Genomic DNA, 17,361 nt, shown 5'->3' with positions numbered 1-17,361 from the left:
CGCGGGGGCGATGGCCCGCCACCGGCGGCCTGGCCGACGAGCCGGTCGTCAACGTGGCGAGGGAGGCTCTAGTGTCCACGCCTGTGACCGAACCTTCCTCGTACCTCAGGGCGACAGCGGACGCCTACGATGCCGTGGCTGTCCGTTACGCCGCGTTGGCCCGTGCCGACCTCGACGCCATCGCGCTGGATCGCGCGGTGCTCGCGGCGTTCGCCGAACTCGTGCGGGCGAGCGGCGCCGGGCCCGTCGCCGAACTCGGATGCGGCCCTGGACCCGTGACCGCGCACCTGCGGGACCTGGGGCTGGACGTCTTCGGCGTCGACGTGTCACCCGTGATGATCGGCCTCGCCCGTGAGGCGTACCCCGACCTGCGGTTCGAGACCGGTTCCATGGGCGCCCTGGACATGGCCGACGGCGGGCTCCAAGGCATCGTGTCCTGGTACTCGGTCATTCACACCCCGCCGCGCGAGATGCCCGCGTACTTCGCCGAGTTCCGGCGTGTCCTCGCCCCCGGCGGCCACATCCTGCTCGCCTTCTTCGAGTCGGAGAACGAGCCGGTCACGGCGTTCGACCACAAGGTGACGACCGCCTACCGGTGGCCGATCGACGACCTCGCGGGGTTGGCCCGCGCAGCCGGCTTCGTCGAGGACGGCCGGATGCTCCGCGAGCCTCGGGAGGACGAACGGTTCCGTCGGGGCCATCTGCTGATGCGCGCAGGCGTCGGCCCGCGGCCCCGATCCTGACGAGAGGCCAGGCCGCCGCGGTACGCCGCCGTCCGCCGGACACACCGGTAGCTCTCGGCCGTGTACGCCGAGGGACGGATCGCGGCGGGAGGAGGGCGGCGGCGCCGGGCGCGGCGGCCGGGCGGGAAGAGGGCGGCGCCGGGTGCGGCGGCCGGGCGGGCGGCCGCCGCTTGATCAGTCGATCCAGACCAGCATCCCGTGCCCGTCGCGGGCCGCCGCCTGGAAGAAGGGGACCAGCGCCTGGTAGTGGCTGGTCACGTAGTCCAGAGATTCACCCCGTTCCCAGATGCTGTGGGGGTAGATGTCGGCCCGGGCCAGGTCTGTCGGGGTGACGCCCTCGATGAGTGTCTGATGGGGGATGCGGGAGAGGGCGTCCGCGGCGACGCGGACCCGCTCCGGGGTGAGGTAACGAGGCGGCCCGTAGCCCCAGTCCTCCGCCTCGGGGATCTCTTCCTCGCCGTGGACGATGTCGACGGGAAAGGCGACGCGGCGCAGCAGGAAGTCGAGGGCGTGCCACGCCTTGTCGATGTCGTGACAGCGCACCCCGGCCCCCTCGGGCCCGTCGTCGAGTTCCGCCTCGATCAGCTCGTCCACGTGGTCCTGTGCCCAGCCCGGATCCCGGACCGCGCGGTCGAGCTCGGTGGGGGTGAGGCGGACGAATGTTCCGATCATGCTCATGGCGTGATCGTACGAGGCGGCACTGACACGGCGGCGGTGTGCGGTCCGGTTGTCCGCCACCCGTTCTCGGACGCTTCGGGGACCAGCCGATGAACGGCCGGTGCGCGCGTCAGCGTGATGGCCATCGGCTCGGGGCGCGCCGGTTGGCGCCTGAAGCCGCGCGTCCCGAACGCGCCGCAGACGACGCGCTACTGACGATCAGTCAATAGGTGGTGCCGCACCCCTTGACGACGCAGGCGACCGACCACATATTTACCGCCAGTACTACTGGCCAGTACCGCTCGGTTCTCCGCGCTGTCGGCGGCACGACGGACGGGACCGTCCTGCCGCCCACTTCCCGCGCCCACTGACCGGCCCTCCCGGTGGCCGTCAGCGGCGAAGCCCTCCTGCCCCTGTCCATGAGAGGTCCCCCATGCGCTCACGCCTGCCCAGCCGTCGCGCCCGAACCGCCGTCGTACTGGCCACCGCCACAGCCGCCCTGACCGCCGGCGCGGGTCTCGGCACGGGCCCCGCCGTGGCCGCCGACACCGACGTCAGTCGCTACGTCGCCCTCGGCGACTCCTACGCCGCGGCGTCCGGTGTGCCGGACTCGGTCGACACCACCTGCATGCGCTCAAGCCGCAACTATCCCGCGCTGGTCGACGCGGCCCTCACCCCGGCGGCGCACAAGGACGTCACCTGCGGCGGGGCGACCACCGCGCACCTGGCCTCGGCGCAGTACCCCGACGTCCCGCCGCAACTGGACGCGCTGAACGCCGACACGGACCTGGTCACCCTCACCATGGGCGGCAACGACATCGGCTTCGCCGGCATCATCCTCCGGTGCGTCACGCTCGGGCTCACCAGCCCGTTCGGCTCACCTTGCAAGAAGAGCTACACCTGGACCGGCCGCGACGAGCTCGCCGCCACCATCGACAGGACAGCTCCCAAGATCGCCGACGCCATCGGCGACATCCGCGCACGCGCGCCGCACGCGAAGATCCTCGTCACCGGCTATCCGGCGATCCTCCCCGACGACGGCACCAACTGCCTCTCCGTCGTCTCCATCGCCAAGGGCGACGCCCCCTGGCTGCGGGACACCCACAAGCGCCTCAACGCCATGATCGCCGCCCAGGCCGCCGCGCACGGGGCCGTCTACGTCGACACCTACACCCCGTCCATCGGCCACGACATGTGCAAGCCCGCGGGAACCCGCTGGATGGAACCCCTCACCTTCGGCTCCGCCGCACCCTTCCACCCCAACGCCGCCGGTGCACAGGCCATGGCCGGCGCCGTTCTCGCCGCGACCCGCTGACGGAGCGCGCGGCCCGCACGGCCCCGCCGAGCCCCTGGACCCGGCGGGGCCGGGAGCGGTACGTGGGCGTCGAACGCTAGGCGTGCGCGCGCAGCGCGGCGATCAGCCACATATCTCCTGGACGAATCCGTCCACCAGGCGCAGCCGTTCGTCGGCGGACATCCGGGCCAGTTCGTGCATCAGTCTCATCTCCTCGGTCGTGCTGTCGTGGCGAGCGACGCGCCGCAGCACCGCGCGGCGTACCTGCAGGGTGCGGATCTCCGCCTCCAGGGCGCGCACATGCGCCCTGGCCACGTCGCGCACCGTCGCCTGCCTGGACAGCACGCGGCGCACCGTGTTCAGGTCCATGCCCAGCTCGCGCAGGGTACGGACCAGGTCGAGGCGGGCGACGGCCTCGGCGTCGTACAGCCGGTAGCCGCCCGTCGACCGGCCGGTCGGCGCGACAACGCCGTTGTCGGACCAGAAGCGGATCGTGCGCACCGGCAGTCCGGTGCGACGGGCGAGGTCGCCGATGGTCAGCAGCTCCGTGTGGTCGCTCACGAGGTCGACTCTCCACCTTCCAGCAGGTGGAGACTCAAGTCCCCTTCGTTCGCACGTCGCCGGATCGCCGCCCGGGTCACGGCTGTCGGCACGGATACTCGGCGACCACCTCGTCCCCCTCGACGGCCGCCGTCGGCCGGAACCCCACAGAGGCGTACAGCGCCGCGGCCACCGTGTTGTCCGGGTGGTGGGACAGGCGGATCACCTGGCAGTCCGCGCGATCCGCCAGCCATCCCATGAGGGTTCGGACCGCCGCCCGCCCGAGTCCCCTGCCCTGCTCGCCACCGTCGATCACCATGCCGCCAATCCAGTACGAGCCGTCTTCGTCGCGGCCCCACATCATGTGCCCCACCACCGTGTCGTCGGCGCACACGGCGAACGAGTTCCATACGCCTTCGCGCAGCGAGAGCAGGAGGTAGCGAGCCGCCAGGGCGGGTACGTAACGGCGTTGGTCATCCAGTGGAGCGACATCTGCGACAGCGCGCCAGTTGTCGTCGCTCACCTCATGCAGAGCGACGCGTCGCCCGGCTCCGTCCACGAATCCACGACTGATCACGGGGTCAGGCTACGAACCGCTCACTCGACCCGCGAACCGTTCACCGCACGATGCGGCGGACCCGGGCCGGCCCGGCCCGGCAGGTCGCGCACCAGCCGGCGCGGCCGGTTCTCCTCACTGGCCCACCCTGCCGTCGACACACTCGCGCAGCAGGTCGGCGTGTCCGCAGTGACGGGCGTACTCCTCGATCCTGTGCACCATCAGCTCCCGCACGGAGATCCTGTCCTTCCCGATCCGCTCGCCCAGGTAGCGGTGCCCGGCCAGGGCGGCGTCGGTCGCGGCCTGCTCGCGCTCCAGATCGGCGTACGCGGCGTCGACCACGGCCTGTTCGGCGACGGCCCCGTCGAAGTCCCCGTCCTTCTCGCCGTACAGCTTCGGCAGCGGGTCACCGTCGGTGATCCAGTTGCGCCAGTCGCGTTCCACCTCGGCGAGGTGCCGGACCAGGCCGAGCAACGACATCGTGGACGGCGGGACCGACCGCCGGGCCAGTTGCCGCGGATCCAGGCCGTCGCACTTCATCCGCAGGGTGATGCGGTAGTTCGTGAGGAAGTCCAGCAGTGTCGCGAGTTCGCCATCGGGGCTGGAGTCGTTGTTGCGCGGGTCGTCCGCCGGATCGGCCCACATGTCGGGGTAGACGGTTGCCTGAGTCCATCGCGCAGGTTGATCGCTCATGCGTCGCATGGTGATGTGCGCAGCCCGAGTCCGCCACCGAGTTATCGATGCGAGGTGACGCCGTGGCGCCGCTGAGGCGCCGGATGGCGGCCGCGTGAGACAGGCGGTCGGCGACGTCAGATCACCACGCTGCCTTCCTCCGGCGCGCACACGCGCGCGCACGCACACGCGCACGTGCACCTGCGGGCCGGTGGGCCGGAACCTGAGTCCCGGGCTCGTATCCACACCGCGTGAGCGCCGCCCTGCCGGGCAGGAACGGGGCAGGGCGGCGCTCGCACCGGGACCGGCGGGCCGGCGGCCGGTCAGTTCGCGACCGGCCACTCCAGGGGCTCCTTGTAGAAGCCCTGCGTCAGCTCCACGGCGGCGGCCTTCTGGCCCTCCGGGATCAGGAACGCCGTGCAGATCCTCTCCGACTGCCCCGCGCTCAGCTTCTTGTCGCGGTCCGGCGCCGGGCAGTCGGGCCACGTGGCCTCACCGAGAATGACGATCAGGGCCCGCGTCCTCTGCCCCCGGTCCGTCCTGACGACCAGGTCGTCGTCCATGTCGCCGACTTCCATGATCTTGCCGCTCTTGTGCGTGAGCGTCGACCACACGTACACGGGTACCTGCGGGCCGTCCTTCTCGTCGGGCTTCAGGCCGGAGTTCTTCATGTCCGCCGGGGTGCCCGTCACCACCTTGGTCGGTGTGACCGTGTACATGGCCCCGGAGGAGGCCTTCATGTCGCTCTCCTTCGGCGGGCTGGCCTCACCCAGCCGGAAGGTCTGCTTGTCCTCCGCCCCCGACGCCCCCGCCGCACCCGAGTCGGACGAGCCGGAACCCCGGCTCTTCTTGCCCGCACCCGAGTCACCGCAGCCCGTCAGCACCACGGCCAGCGCCACGGCACCCGCCACCGCCGGAACGGCACGAGTCCACCTACGCATCGCATCCTCACTTTCCCCGTTGCATGTCCCCGGCGGCGGCAACCCCCGCACAGCCAGGCCCTCCAGGCCTCAAGTCCTCCAGGCCCCAAGGTCTCAAGGCGGCCCTCAGGTGGCGTTCCCGACAGTCCCTTCACGGCCGGGCGCCGGTGACCGGCCCCCGTGCCGTCAGCGGGCGGACCCGCTGACCGCAGGGGTCACGTCGCGGACGATGGTAGCGATCAACGGGGGTGGTGAGGGGCGCGGCCCCGCCCCCGCGGGTACGCGCGAGCTCAGCCGACCCCGTCGCCCGGCGCCACCCGGTGGGCCTCCAGTTCCCGGGCGTCCAGCAGTTCGGCGATCAGCTCGGCTGAGCCTCCGATGTAGGTGCTCACCAGGTCCACGTCGCCGCCCAGGCACCAAGCACGGTCCTGCGGCCACCACAGGTCGGGCAGCTCGGCGAACTCGTCCATGTCCACCGGCGAGACGGCCTCGGCCAGGGTGCCGGTGAGCAGCACCTCGTCACGGCCGGGCGTACGGAACGTGGGCACCCGGTCGAAGTCCCAGCGCCCGTAGCCGTTCCACAGACCGAACCAGCAGCGTTCGGCGGTCCGGGTGTGCCGGGCCAGGAGGGGGATCAGGGCTCGCGCGACACCGGGCGGTGTGGGGCCCTCCGCCGGATGTTCGTCCCACACACCGGGCAGACCGTACTCGGAGGCGTTGTGGTAGTCGCGGTCCATCCCGATCGCCTCGTGCCAGCCGGTGCCCGGCGCCACGACGTGCCCGTAGGCGGCGGCCACCGCCGACCACCGCACCGGCCGTTCCCTCAGGGACGCCGGATGCAGCACCCGCGCGTAGGCGGCGAACCCGGGCGCGGCGACACCTGCCACGGTCCCGAAGGCCCCGTACCCGGCGTCCTGCTCGGCCAGCCAGCGTGCCGGGCCGAGGTCGGCGGTCTGCACCCGCAGGCTTCCGTACCGTTCGGGCGCGGGATCGCGATACACCAGGTCGAAGTCGTCCACCCGCCGAGTGTGCCCCATCCGCCCCGGGCGTGCCCGGCGGCCGCGTCTGGTACCAGGCAGAGGGAGCCGGCCGGGCCTTTCCGGCAGGCTCACGGTCAGGCCCGTCGTTCCGCCGCCGGCGTGTCCGGGACAGGCCGCCGGGCATGGCGCGAGGCGGCCGGGCAGCCCGGAAGGCACCCATCACAGGCGTGACCAGGGGCGTCAGCCGGGGGCGGGCCGTGGACGCGACGGTCGCGGTCGACTCGGCGCCTGACGTGCGTGGTCGGCCCTGGTCCCGCCATGGCGGAGACGGTAACGTCCCGTTGATCGACTGGACGACGCCGTGGGGGTAGGCCGCGATGGCCGACGAGAGCGCAGCGGACCGGCAGGTGCGGATCAAGGACGCGCTGGCCCGGGTGTGCACCGGACTGGAGGATCTGCGAGCGCTCCTCGGCGGGATGGGGGAGGAGGCAGGAGGGGGGAATGGAGGAGGGACCGGAGGGGACGCCGTCCTGGACCGGCTCCTCACCGCCGTACGGTCCGGGGGCGATGTGGAGCGGGAGTTGGACGAGCTCCACCACACGCTGCTCCGCTGCGGTGACGCGATGGGCGCGTACGGGGACGGTTCCCGCGCGGCGGTGCCCCGCGCCGACGTGCTGCCGCCGGCCGAGCCGCTGGACGTCGTGTTCCTCTGCCCCGACGGCCGCTGCTCCCGGCTGTGGTGGCCGGACGACGACTCCCGTGCGGAGCCGCCGGCGTGTTCGCTCTCCGGAGAGGCGCTGCGCTGGGTGAGGACCTGACGTGGGCGGGCTGCTGTCCGAGATCGGCAAGCGCCTGGCCGAGCGCTGGGTGTCCGTCCTGGTGCTGCCCGGAGCCCTCTATCTGGCGGTCCTGGCCGGGGGGCGGGCCCTGGGCCACGGGCACGCGCTCGACGTCACGCGCCTGATCCAGCGCATCGACACCTGGGCGGCCTCGCCGCGCGTGGGCTCGACCGGCGGCCTGGTGGTGCTGCTGATCGCCGGGCTGCTGGGCGCGGCGGCGGTGGGCGTGGTCGCGCAGGCGCTGGGATCCGGTATCGAACGGACCTGGGTGGCGGTGGACTCGGACGCCTGGCCGGTTCCGCTGCGCGGGCTGGCTCGCCGGAGGTCGGCCGTTCGCCGCCACCGCTGGGACGAGTTGACCCGTCGGCGCAGGGCCGACGTCGAGCGGCGCGCGCGGCAACGGGCGCTCGCCCCGCACGACGGCACCGCCGCCGCACCCGCCGCTCCATCGTCAGCGACGGCGTCAACGACGGCGTCGGCGTCGGCGGATCAGCAGCGCCGTATCGAGCGTGTCGCCCTCGAACGGCCCACCTGCCCCACCTGGATGGGCGACCGTGTCGCCGCTGTGGCGGTCCGGCTGCGGCGCGAGTACGACCTCGATCCCGCCACGGTGTGGCCGCACCTGCGGCTCTGCCTGTCGGACACGACACGCGCCGAGGTCACCGACGCCCGTGCCGAGCTCAGCCGGACGACGACCCTCGCCGGATGGGGCGTGCTGTACGTGGGCGTGGGCGTCCTGTGGTGGCCGGGCCTCGTGGCGGCGGCGGTCCTCGTCCTCACCGGCTGGCGGCGCTCCCGGGCCGCGACGGAGCGCTACGCCCAGGTCCTGGAGGCGGCGACACGGCTGCACGCGGTGGAACTCGCGCGGCTGCACGGCCTGGTACGGAGCGAGGAGCCGCAACCGCTCGACCGGCGCGTCGGCCGCGACCTCACCTTCCTGTTCCAGGGACGGGGCCACTTGATCCGGCTGACGGCACCGCGCGGCGAGGCAGTGCCCGACGAGCTGTGAAGTCCGGCCGCCGTCAGACGCGCCTGTGCGTCCCCGGTGGGCCGTTCCGATCCGGGTACGCCGTTCTTCCGATCCGGGTACGCCGTTTCTCCCCGGTACGTCTACGCGCCGGAGTGGAGGTGGGCCGCCCACAGGGACGGGGTCGCCGGGTAGCGGTCGCGCACCGCCCGGACGGCATGGTGCAGGGCCAGGGCGGCCCGGTCGGGGTCGATACTCCCCGGCGCAACGGGGGACGCGCCGCACGCACCCGGCGTACCCGGTGTGCCGGTGCTCAGGTGCCGGTAGAAGGACTCGGCGATCTCGGCGGCCACGCGGTCGTCGATAGGCCACAGGGTTCCGACGACGTGGCGGAACCCGGCGACCTGGAAGCCGCTGGTGAGGTGGATGGCCTCGTCGAGCAGCTCGGCGTTGCCGGGGTCCGCGGTGCTGCAGGCGGACAGATAGGCCAGCCGCGCCCGTTCGAGATCGACACGGGCGAGCGCGGACACCGTCAGCGGCGGCGAGGTGGCGTTGTCGTGGAGGAACAGCCGGCTCCGCGAGGGATCCGTGCGATCGGTGGCCCCGTGGCAGGCGAAGTGGGCGATGGAGCATTCCGGCAGGCGGGCGAGGACGGTGGCCGTGGTCGGGATGTCGTCGCCCGGTACGTGGTGGGCGCCGTCGGCGTCGGCTTCCGGCGCGGTGAGCTGAAGCGGCTGCGGGAGGAGGGCTCGTATCCGGCGTGCCTCCTCGGGGACGTACCGCAGCCGGTCGAGGCCGGGCGCCGCGGGTACGGCGACGATCAGGGACCGGGCGTCGTCCCGCGTCGCGGGCCGGGGGCGCCGGGCGTGACGGAGCATGCGGACGGTGGGGGTGTAGGAGGAGACCACCCGGTCCATGACGGTACGGCGGCGCGGTGACGTCCCGGTGTCGGTGTGGAAGCCCGCCGCGTGCAGGGGCAGAAGGCCGAGGAGTCCGCCCGGCGACCACCACACCCGGGGCAGGGGTTCCCCGTCGTGCGCCGGAGGGATGGCGTGGCCGAGGTCCGTCAGGGCGGAGAGTGCCGGTTGCGCGGCGGCGTCCCAGAGCCATTCCAGCACGCCGCGCAGGGTCCGCTGGGCGGCCACGCGGTCACGGTCGGGTGCTGTCGCCGCCTCCAGCGCCTGGTAGAAGGTCTCGGCCTGGTGGACGACGGCGTCCTGGGTGAGCCGGGGCAGCGGGCAGGAGGTGACGCCGTCCGGGGTGAGGAGGAGCGCGTCACCGCGGTAGCGGCTGACGTTGAACGTCACCACCGGGCCCAGGGCCGCCTCCGCCAGGAGTTCGTCGAGGGTCGGCGGCAGACCGAACCCGGCGAACCCCTCGCAGTTCCTGATGCGTTTCAGCAACGCCGCGAACTCCGCTGCCAGGCGGTGCCGTTCCCGTTGTCCGCCGCTCCCCCTGGTGCCGCCGACGGCGGGCGGCGCCGTGGCGACGTCCTGGTCCAGCGATGCGCGCAGCTCCAGGAAGCGGGCGGCGAGGTCGGGGTGCCGGTCACGCAGGTCGGTCAGATCGCTCCGGGTGTCCAGGGCCTGGGACAGGAGTACGGTGCGTCCCGCCTCCGCCAGGCGCAGCGCGCGCACGGCCCGGTCCGGCGCTTCGTGCGTGGTGTCGGCCAGGGCGAGGGCGGCGGCGTCGGCGGCGAGACCCGCGGCCAGACCGGCGAGCGCGTGCTGCTGGTCGCCGCGCTCGAGGCGGCGTGAGGCCACCTCGGGGAGCGCCTGCACGGCCCGCTCCAGGAGGGCGGCCGCCTGGGCCGGATCGGAGACGGCGATCATCTGTGCGACCGTGCGGGCCGTGGCGATACGGAAGCGTGGGGGTGTCGTCGCGTCCTCGGCCACCTGCCGCACCACGACCAGTGCCCTCTCCCGGTCCTCCGCCGTGCCGGAGTGCTCGGACCGCAGGATCAGGGCGCGACCGAGGTGGGTGAGGTAGACGGTCCTGTGGAGGTGGTCGCCCGAGGTGGCGTCGAGGGCGGCCTCGAGCAGCTCGACCGCTTCGTCCAGGTCCGCCTGTGCCGGGGCGTGTTCTGCCCGCGTCAGCAGGGTGCCGGCGAGGCTGAACCGGTACAGGGCGTGATCGCCGGGAGGGTAGTGGCCGGGGAGGATCCGCACGGCGGCGCGGCTCAGTTCCACCGCCTCGTCGAGGTCCGCCGACGCCTCGGTGTGCGCGAAGCGCGCCCGCAGGGCGGCGGCGAGGCTGGAGAGGTGCGGGGCCGCGTGGGGCCAGCCGTCGGGGAGGGCCCGGAGGGCGGCGCGGCCTCGCTCCACCGCCTCCTCGAGATCCCGCACCGCCCCTGTGCGTTCGTACCGCATCATCAGCGCGCCCCCGAGCTGGGCCAGGTGGTCGGCCAGGTGGGGAGGTTCGTCCGATGCGATACGGAGGGCGGTGCGGGAGGTCTCGACGGCTTCGTCCAGATCCGTCAGCGCCTCCGTGCTCTCGTACCGCACCTCCAGGGCGCGGGCGAGCTGGAGGAGGAAGTTCATCCGGGCGGGGGCGTCCTCGGGCACGGTGCGGACGGCACCGCGCAGGGCGTCCACCGCGTCGTCCAGATCAGCCGGCGCCCAGGTGTGCTCGAAGCGCATCCGCAGGGCGAGGCCCAGATTGTTCAGGGCGGCGGCCCGCACCCGCGGGTCGTCGGACGGGGCGCGTACCGCGGCGCGCGCCACCTCCACCGCCTCGTCGGCGTCCGCCAGGCGGAGCGTGCCTCCGTAGCGGGTCATCAGGGCGATACCGAGGTGGGACAGACAGGGGGCGCGGTCCGGGTGGTGTTCCGGCAGGATGACTGCGATACGTCGGTGCAGGCTCTCCGCCAGTGCCAGGGCCGGAGGATCCAGGGTGTCCCGGGCACGGTTCAGCGTGTCCGCAGCGAACGGAAGCACTCCTTCGGCGATGGGGACGAGCAGCGGCTGCGGCACGTCGTCGAACTCCCTGATGAAGCACCAGGCGAGCAACCGGACGGCCAGTCGGCGGTCGGGGCCGGACCGCTCAGGATCGAGGTATTCGGCACGGTAGTGGTGCAGCCGGCCCAGAGCGTGCTCCGCCGCCAGATCGGCCCCGCTGCCCGCGTCGCACAGGTCCGCGAGACGCCGTGAGAGCGCCAACGCGGCCTGGTCGAGCACCGCGCTGCCGTCCCGCGTGGCGGCCACCCGGTCCACCCGGTCCCGGACCGCCGCGATCAGATCCTCTCGCTCCCCCACGCGCCCCTCCCCCGTGAGTGCCGGGCCTCCATCATGGCGCCACGGGCACCGCCGGGCCGCGTGTTTCCGGCGATGTGGGGCGTGGACGCCACTCGTGGGCGGTGACAGGTGCCGTGACGGGCCGCGGGATCTCCTTCCACACGAGCGGGGCCCGTTCCTCCACGTGCTGCTCGCGCCCGGTCGGCGGCATGGAGGTCGCTCGTGGGAAGATCGGGTGGTGATCGAAGACATCGGCGGCCGGAGCCGCGAGCTCATACTCGTGGACGGGCTGCGCCCCGTGGACGTCGCGCTCGTCCATCGCGAAGCCCTGCGCGTGATGCGGTCGGGCATCGACACGGCCCACCTCGACGCGTACAGCGACGATCCCTGGCCGGAGCCGGTTCTGCCCTCGTACGAGCGCGCGCTGTCGCTCGGACGAGGGCGGGCCGCGGATGGGACCCGTTCCCCGCGCGACGACTCTGGGATGGGCATCGACATCGACGTCCGCGACGACGCGCAGTTCGAGGTGCTGGTGGATCTGGCTCCCTACACGATCAACGCGGAGGGCCGACGGGGGGATCGGCTGGTCTTCAGCGCCAGCGACACCGGAACGTCCCTGTGGATCGCGGTCACCGCAGTACAGGAGACCGTGTTGCTGGCGCGGCTGGACACGCTCGGCATCCCGCGCACCGTGCTGGCCACCAGGGTGCCCGGCGCCCCCGGCCGCTGGGCCGTGCTCAAGAAGAGGTTTCGGCGGGGCCCCCGCGGCGATGGGGCGAGGTGAGAGGGAGCCCTGCTGCGCGGGGGCGGCCGGCCGCTGACGGCCCGTCGGCTGGGCCGCCCGCGTCCGGCCCGGCCGAAGACCGCGAGCCGCCCCCACCCCGCCCCCGCGCCCGGCCTGCGACGACCGGGCACGGGGTGCCGTCGGTGCGGTGGACTGGGGTGAGTCGGGCTCGCTCGGTTCGGCCGGTTCGACCGGAAGGGTCGGGCAGGGCCCGGGACAGAGGTATGGGGTACGGGGTACGGGGGGTACCTAGTGCACGCCGGGTACCAGTCCCAGCAGGGGTGCGACCGGGGTGACGAGCTGGCGGAGTTCACCCAGGCGCTGGACCCCGGAGAGTCCGCCGAACTGCTGGGTGATCCTGGGTACCTGCGAGCGGTATTCGGGAGCGACGGCGATCGCGGACAGGTCCTCGACCTGGTTGAGGAGAGACGGTCCCCGCGCCCCGCGGTCGGCGGGGACGACGGCCGCGTCCGCGGTGGGGGCGGCCAGTGCGGCAGTCCCTGCGGCGACGGCGATGGCGGCGAGAACGCGCTGAGTCTTGGTCATACCCGGACCAACGCCCCAACTCGACCCAGGTCACGGCCTGGGCACATCGAGGACGTGCGTACCGCCAAGGCTGCGACGCCGTCAGAGGCACACCGTCGCATCGGTGTACGCCACGGCGTGGACGCCCTCCCGGTCCAGCGTCGCGCCCTCGGCGTGGGCGGCCGCGTACTCTCGCGGTCCGAGCCCCACGCGGGCGGCGGTCATGACGCGGTCCACGTCACCGCGTTCCGCAGGCGGTAGCGGAGCTCCGACGGACGTGCGGGCGGCCTCGGCGGCGCCCAGCAGCAGTGCCGCCTCCCGATGGCGACCGGCCAGGGCGAAGGCACCGGCCAGGCCCTCCAGCGCGAGGGCACGCGCGCGCGGATCGCCCAGGTCGGTCGCCGCCTCCAGGCCCTGGAGGTGGAGGGCGCGGGCCGCATCGGCGTCGCCCCGGTGTTCGGCGACGAAGCCCAGCTCGGCCGTCACCAGCGTGATGCCAGGCCCGTACCCGACCTTGGTGAACCAGGCGAGCAGGGAGCGCAGACGCGACTCGGCCAGGGCATGGTCGCCCTCCCGGCGCGCGCCGAGCGCGAGACCGAGCTCCGCGTCGACCTCGCCGGACCTGAAGTGGTGCTCCCGGGCCAGCTCACGGGCCCGCTCGTGGTACGTACGGGCCTGGGCGTGGCACCCCGTCAGGAGGGCGAGCCGGCCCAGACCGCACAGGCGCTTCGCGGCCTCCCGCGCCAGGCCGAGTTCCTCCGCGACGGCCAGCCCCTCGCGCTGCAGCCGGCCGGCGGCCTCGTAGTCGCCGCCGATCTCGCTGAGCGCCGCCAGCGGGAAAACGGTCTGGAGCCACCCCCAGCGGTCGCCGGCCGCGCGGAACAGTTTCGCGCTCTCCTCGCCGTCGCGCCGGACGGCCGCGAGATCGCCGCGTGCCATGGCGTGCCGCGCCCGCACACTCAACGCCGCGGCCGTCCCCCAGTCGTCGCCGAGCGCCGTGAAGCCGTCCAGGGCACGGTTCACGAGGGTCTCACCCGCTGTGACGGCTCCGGCGCCCATCTGGGCCGACCCGAGGAACCACAGCGCGGTGGCGTGCCCCTCGGGGTCGGCGACCTCGTCGTAGGCCGCCAGGACCGCCTCGATCCGCGCGGCCGTGTCCCCGTCCCCCTCCGCATCGGCCATCACGGCGATCCCTGTCCGCCAGGCCATGGCCAGGGCCCGTTCGGGTGTCGGCCGGTCGGGCAGGGAACCGAGCACGGTGTCCAGAGCCCGCGACGCCTCGGTGAGCCTGCCGCGCAGCACCCAGTACCAGGCCAGCGCGTTCACCATGCGCGCTGCCCGCTGCCCCGCGTTCGCCGCCACGGTGTGGTCGAGCGCCCGGCGGAGGTCGGCGCCCGCACCGTCCAGCCGCTCCAGCCACCGCCGCTGCTCGGGGCCGCGCAGCAGGGGCGCGGCGCGCAGGGCGAGACTGCTGTGGTACCGGCTGTGCCGCTCGCGTACGGCGCCGCTCTCGCCGGCCTCGGCGAGCCGTTCGCGCCCGTACGCCCTGACGGTCTCCAGCAGGTGGTACACGGTCGTGTCGGGACGGTCCGAGAGGACGACGAGCGACCGGTCGACCAGGCTCTCCAGCAGGCCCCGCACCTCGGCGGCCGGGACACCGTCTCCGGCGCAGACCGCTTCGGCCGCCTCCAGGGCGCAGCCTTCCGCGTGGACGGAAAGGCGTCGCAGTACGGTGCGTTCGGCGGTCGTGAGCAGGTCCCAGCTCCAGTCGAGCACGGCCCGCAGGGTGCGCTGGCGCTCGGGGGCGTCCCGTGCCCCGCCGGTCAGCACTCCGAACCGGTCGCCGAGCCGGTTCAGCAGCCCGTGCACGCCCGCCGTTCGCACGCGGGAGGCGGCGAGTTCCAGCGCCAGCGGGATGCCGTCGAGGCGTCGGCAGAGGAGGGCGACGGCTTCCGCGTCGGGTCCGCCGGGGGCGAGCACGGGCGCGGTGGCACGTGAGGTGAACAGCTGGATGGCGTCCGGGAGGGAGAGGGGCGGCACCTGCCACACCGCCTCGCCGGTGATGCGCAGGGGTTCCTGACTGGTCGCCAGGACCGTCAGTCCGGGGGCTTCGCGCAGCAGTGCCACGACCACGGCGGTCACCGGCCGCACCACGTGCTCGCAGTTGTCCAGTACGAGCAGGATGCGGCGGCCGCCGAGGGCGCCGACCAGCCGCTGTACGGGAGACAGCGTCGCCTCGCCGTCGTCGTCGTGCTCCTCGCGGACGCCCAGCACCTTCAGCACGGCCTCGGCGACCGCCGATGTCGCCGCCGCGCCGCCGCCACCCGGCGGGGCCGTGGACACGGCCGAGGTCTGAGTCGGGGTCTGGGCCGGGGCCGTGGAGGTGGACGTGGACGTGGCCACGCTCGGGGGTGGGGGCGGGGTCGCTCCGCCCGTCGCCGGTGTGGCATCCGGCCCTGTGCGGGCCCCCGGCTCGGGGTCGAGCGACGCCAGTTCCACCAGCCACACGCCGTCGGGGAACTCGTCCGCCGACCGCCGCGCGCTCTCCACGGCCAGCCGCGTCTTACCGACCCCGCCCGGGCCGGTGAGGGTGACCAGACGGGAGGCCGTCATCGTGCGGGCGATGCCGTCGAGGTCGTCGTCACGCCCGACGAGGCGGGTGACGGGCGCAGGGAGGCGAGTGCCGTTGGTGCGGGCCGGTGCGTCCAGTGCGGGATCCTGCCGCAGGATCGCCTGCCGCAGGGAGGCCAGTGCGGCGCCGGGCACCAGTCCAAGCTCCTCGTCCAGGTGGCGGCGCAACGTGTCGTAGCTGTCCAGCGCTTCGGTCTGCCGGCCCGCTCTGTACAGGGCGCGCATGTGCGCGGCGCGGAGCCGTTCACGGAGCGGGTGCGCGGCGACCAGGGCCTCCAGTTCGGCGATGAGCGTACGCCCCTCGTCCAACTCCAGCCGGGTCTCCGCCAGTTCCTCCAGAGCCGTGAGCCTCTCCTCGGACAGCCGGGTGATCTCGGCTCGGGCGAAGGGCTCTTCGGCGAATCCGGAGAACGGCTCGCCCCGCCACAGGCCGAGCGCCTCGGACAGCGCCGCCGCCCTGGCTCGGGGCGCGGCACCCTCCCGCTTCCGTCCCGCGAGCGCGCTGAACCGCCCCGCGTCGACGGCGTCGGCGGTGATCCGCAGCGCATAACCTCCGGCCTCGGCCACCAGCAGCTCCGGCCCGTCCGGCGCCGCGCGCCGCAGCACCCGGCGGAGCTGGGATGCCTTGCCCTGCAGCGTGTTGCGCGGGTGGTCGGGCAGCGCGTCCCCCCACAGGTCGTCCACCAGCCGGTCCGCGGACACCGGGCGCCCGGGATCCACCAGCAGCCGGGCCAGCAGGGTCCGTACCTTCGCACCGGGTACCGGTACCGGGCGGCCGTCCGTCCCCCACACCGTCAGCGGTCCCAGCACCCCGAACAGCACCGCACCCCTCCCTCTCGCACCCGTGTCGCGGTCCTGTCGGCGGACCCGACAGCGCACCGACAGCCAGTCAACAGCGCTCTCGGCGACGCTGTTCCCACACCGACCACCACGGAGGAAGACCATGACCGGGAACGAAGCCACCACCGCGCACGACACCCGCCCCACCGTCACGGTGATCGGCCTGGGCAACCTGGGCCGCGCCCTCGCCCGTACGCTCCTGCGGGCGGGCCACCGCACCACCGTGTGGAACCGGTCGCCCGGCAGGGCCGACGCCCTGGTCGCCGCCGGAGCGGTACGGGCTGACACCGTGGATCAGGCCGTCGCGGCCGCCGACCTCGTCATCGTATGCGTACTGGATCACGACACCGTACGCCGGCTCCTCGGCCCGGCCGCCGGCGCCCTGGCCGGCCGCGTCGTGGTGAACCTGACATCCGGGACTCCCCAGTCCGCCCGGGAGCTGGGTGCGTGGGTCACCGAGCAGGGTGCCGCGTACCTGTCCGGCGCGGTGTACGGGGTGCCTGAGACCATCGGCACGCCCGAGACGTTCGTCCTCTACAGCGGCCCGTCCCACGCCTTCGACACGCACAGCGAGCAGCTCGAACTGCTCGGCGCGAGTACGTTCGTGGGCACCGACGCCGGTCTGGCATCCGTCTACGACATCGCCCTCCTGGGCGGGATGTACGGCATGTTCGCCGGGTTCTTCCACGCGGTGGCGCTGGCCGACTCCGCCGGGATCAAGGCCGAGGAACTCACCGAGCTGCTGGTGCGCTGGCTCACGGGCGCCGCCGGCGCGCTGCCCGGCTTCGCGCGGGAGATCGACTCCGGCGACTACGCCACCGAGACGTCCAACCTGGCCATCAACGCCGCCGGACTGGGCAACATCCTCAGCGCGTCACGCGCCCAGGGCGTGAGCACCGATCTCCTGGCACCGCTGCACGTCCTCTTCCGACAGCAGATCGACCAGGGCCACGCGGCTTCCAGCCTGTCCCGTGCGATCGAGTCCCTGCGCGCCGCGTCCCGTCCGGCGTAACCCGGTCGCCGCCCCGGGCGGGCGCCGGAGGGCGGCGCGGGTGAAGGTGAGGTGACGGCCACCGGTCGCGGCCACCGGCCGCGGTGGGCCGTCACGGTGACCCGTCACGGTGACCGCGGGGCCGGCCGAGCGCCGGCCCCCGTACCCCGTACGGATCGGGAACGACGG

The 17,361-nt window shown here is 73.6% G+C and carries 15 protein-coding genes; 6 read left to right on the top strand and 9 right to left on the bottom strand.

The window, feature by feature from the left end:
- The first annotated feature begins 83 nt into the window (after positions 1 to 83).
- Positions 84 to 743 (top strand): class I SAM-dependent DNA methyltransferase, encoded by a 660-nt coding sequence (locus ACGF5U_RS17625; RefSeq protein ID WP_392818720.1) that lies wholly within the window; start codon positions 84 to 86, stop codon positions 741 to 743.
- 174 nt (positions 744 to 917) lie between these two features.
- Here ACGF5U_RS17625 and ACGF5U_RS17620 read toward each other — a convergent pair whose 3' ends face one another.
- Positions 918 to 1,421, bottom strand: a complete 504-nt coding sequence (locus tag ACGF5U_RS17620) for a YfbM family protein (protein ID WP_392818718.1) — start codon at positions 1,419 to 1,421, stop codon at positions 918 to 920.
- Between the two features lie 412 nt (positions 1,422 to 1,833).
- On the opposite strand from ACGF5U_RS17620, the gene ACGF5U_RS17615 reads away from it, so the two are divergent.
- Positions 1,834 to 2,715: an SGNH/GDSL hydrolase family protein gene (locus ACGF5U_RS17615; protein ID WP_392818717.1), complete on the top strand. Its 882-nt coding sequence runs from the start codon at positions 1,834 to 1,836 to the stop codon at positions 2,713 to 2,715.
- Between the two features lie 102 nt (positions 2,716 to 2,817).
- Here the strand turns inward: ACGF5U_RS17615 and ACGF5U_RS17610 are convergent, their stop codons facing one another.
- From ACGF5U_RS17610 to ACGF5U_RS17590, 5 genes are all read right to left on the bottom strand, one after another.
- Positions 2,818 to 3,255 (bottom strand): MerR family transcriptional regulator, encoded by a 438-nt coding sequence (locus tag ACGF5U_RS17610; RefSeq protein WP_392818715.1) that lies wholly within the window; start codon positions 3,253 to 3,255, stop codon positions 2,818 to 2,820.
- A gap of 76 nt (positions 3,256 to 3,331) precedes the next feature.
- The gene (locus tag ACGF5U_RS17605; protein ID WP_392818713.1) at positions 3,332 to 3,811 is read right to left on the bottom strand and encodes a GNAT family N-acetyltransferase; all 480 of its coding nucleotides are present in this window, start codon (positions 3,809 to 3,811) and stop codon (positions 3,332 to 3,334) included.
- Between the two features lie 114 nt (positions 3,812 to 3,925).
- Entirely contained in the window at positions 3,926 to 4,492 is a 567-nt protein-coding gene (locus tag ACGF5U_RS17600; RefSeq protein ID WP_392818711.1) for a DinB family protein, read from the bottom strand.
- Between the two features lie 293 nt (positions 4,493 to 4,785).
- Complete coding sequence (locus tag ACGF5U_RS17595) at positions 4,786 to 5,403, bottom strand: hypothetical protein (protein WP_392818709.1); 618 nt, start codon at positions 5,401 to 5,403, stop codon at positions 4,786 to 4,788.
- Positions 5,404 to 5,672: 269 nt separating this feature from the next.
- Positions 5,673 to 6,401, bottom strand: a complete 729-nt coding sequence (locus ACGF5U_RS17590; protein ID WP_392818708.1) for a hypothetical protein — start codon at positions 6,399 to 6,401, stop codon at positions 5,673 to 5,675.
- A 338-nt stretch (positions 6,402 to 6,739) separates the two neighbouring features.
- On the opposite strand from ACGF5U_RS17590, the gene ACGF5U_RS17585 reads away from it, so the two are divergent.
- Both ACGF5U_RS17585 and ACGF5U_RS17580 read left to right on the top strand, forming a co-directional pair.
- Positions 6,740 to 7,180 (top strand): hypothetical protein, encoded by a 441-nt coding sequence (locus tag ACGF5U_RS17585; protein ID WP_392818706.1) that lies wholly within the window; start codon positions 6,740 to 6,742, stop codon positions 7,178 to 7,180.
- A gap of 1 nt (position 7,181) precedes the next feature.
- Complete coding sequence (locus ACGF5U_RS17580; protein WP_392818705.1) at positions 7,182 to 8,210, top strand: hypothetical protein; 1,029 nt, start codon at positions 7,182 to 7,184, stop codon at positions 8,208 to 8,210.
- A gap of 101 nt (positions 8,211 to 8,311) precedes the next feature.
- Here ACGF5U_RS17580 and ACGF5U_RS17575 read toward each other — a convergent pair whose 3' ends face one another.
- Positions 8,312 to 11,422, bottom strand: coding sequence for a CHAT domain-containing protein (locus tag ACGF5U_RS17575; RefSeq protein WP_392818703.1), 3,111 nt, complete (start codon positions 11,420 to 11,422; stop codon positions 8,312 to 8,314).
- Positions 11,423 to 11,639: 217 nt separating this feature from the next.
- On the opposite strand from ACGF5U_RS17575, the gene ACGF5U_RS17570 reads away from it, so the two are divergent.
- Complete coding sequence (locus tag ACGF5U_RS17570; protein WP_392818701.1) at positions 11,640 to 12,185, top strand: hypothetical protein; 546 nt, start codon at positions 11,640 to 11,642, stop codon at positions 12,183 to 12,185.
- Positions 12,186 to 12,434: 249 nt separating this feature from the next.
- Here the strand turns inward: ACGF5U_RS17570 and ACGF5U_RS17565 are convergent, their stop codons facing one another.
- Entirely contained in the window at positions 12,435 to 12,731 is a 297-nt protein-coding gene (locus ACGF5U_RS17565; protein WP_392818700.1) for a hypothetical protein, read from the bottom strand.
- An 81-nt stretch (positions 12,732 to 12,812) separates the two neighbouring features.
- Entirely contained in the window at positions 12,813 to 16,163 is a 3,351-nt protein-coding gene (locus tag ACGF5U_RS17560; RefSeq protein ID WP_392818698.1) for a BTAD domain-containing putative transcriptional regulator, read from the bottom strand.
- Between the two features lie 121 nt (positions 16,164 to 16,284).
- Here ACGF5U_RS17560 and ACGF5U_RS17555 point away from each other — a divergent pair, with 121 nt between their 5' ends.
- Entirely contained in the window at positions 16,285 to 17,193 is a 909-nt protein-coding gene (locus ACGF5U_RS17555; RefSeq protein WP_392818696.1) for an NAD(P)-dependent oxidoreductase, read from the top strand.
- Positions 17,194 to 17,361 lie beyond the last annotated feature (168 nt).

It is taken from the genome of Streptomyces sp. NPDC047886 (assembly GCF_043204435.1).
Lineage (GTDB): Bacteria > Actinomycetota > Actinomycetes > Streptomycetales > Streptomycetaceae > Streptomyces.
This window is presented reverse-complemented; position numbering and strand designations above follow the sequence as displayed.